The sequence below is a fragment of the Aureimonas ureilytica genome (genome assembly GCF_001475935.1).
GTDB classification, from domain to species: domain Bacteria; phylum Pseudomonadota; class Alphaproteobacteria; order Rhizobiales; family Rhizobiaceae; genus Aureimonas; species Aureimonas ureilytica_A.
This window is the reverse complement of sequence record NZ_LDQA01000138.1, coordinates 1-749: the sequence shown is the minus strand read 5'-3', so window position 1 is coordinate 749 and position 749 is coordinate 1. Positions and strand designations below refer to the sequence as shown.

The window sequence follows — 749 nt, the reverse complement described above, 5'->3', positions numbered from 1 at the left end:
TGCTTCTGTCGTTGCTGCTTGCCTATCTGATCGCGCCGGTGAGCGCGGTGATCGCCGGCCTGTTTCTGGACGATGTGGCCGAGGTGGTGGAGCGCGACCGGTATCCGGGCATGCCGGTCGGGCGCGCCATGCCGCTCGGGCGGAGCGTGGTTCTCTCGCTGAAATTCTTCGGCGTGGTGATCCTCGGCAATCTTCTCGCCTTCACGCTGCTTCTGGTGCCGGTGGTGAATTTCGGCGCGTTCTTCCTGGTGAACGGCTATCTCCTCGGGCGCGAATATTTCGAGTTCGCGGCGCTGCGCTATCGCTCCGAGGAGGAAGCGCGGGCGCTGCGCAACCGGCATGGGGCGACGATTTTCTTCGCCGGCCTCGTGCTCGCGGCCTTCCTGGCCGTGCCGATCCTCAATCTCCTGACGCCGCTCTTTGCGGCGGCGACCATGGTGCATCTGCACCAGCGCATTTCGCAGCGGGAAACCTCACCCGAGTTCACCCGCCTGGGCGCGTCGCACCGGGGGGAAGCGGTTGCGGCCCGGGTGGAGCATCCGGCAGGGCGATGAGCGGGGCAGGCTGGTTGCACCATTTTTCGTCGGCCTGGCAGAGGTCGGCGATGATGCAGTGTTCGCAGTCGGGCTTGCGCGCCTTGCACACGAAGCGCCCGTGCAGGATCAGCCAGTGATGGGCGTGGCGCAGGAAGCCCTCGGGAATGATCTTGAGGAAGCCTTCCTCCACCGCCTCGGGCGTCTTGCCGGGCG

The 749-nt window shown here is 66.2% G+C and carries 2 protein-coding genes; one reads left to right on the top strand and one right to left on the bottom strand.

Annotated features, from left to right (window positions below; genetic code table 11):
* A partial coding sequence (locus NS365_RS23070; RefSeq protein ID WP_058602615.1) for a sulfate transporter family protein occupies positions 1 to 554 on the top strand: 554 nt, incomplete at its 5' end.
* Here NS365_RS23070 and NS365_RS23065 read toward each other — a convergent pair.
* The coding region (locus tag NS365_RS23065) for an endonuclease III domain-containing protein (RefSeq protein ID WP_430515440.1) at positions 484 to 749 on the bottom strand (266 nt) is incomplete at its 5' end. The genes NS365_RS23070 and NS365_RS23065 overlap by 71 nt on opposite strands.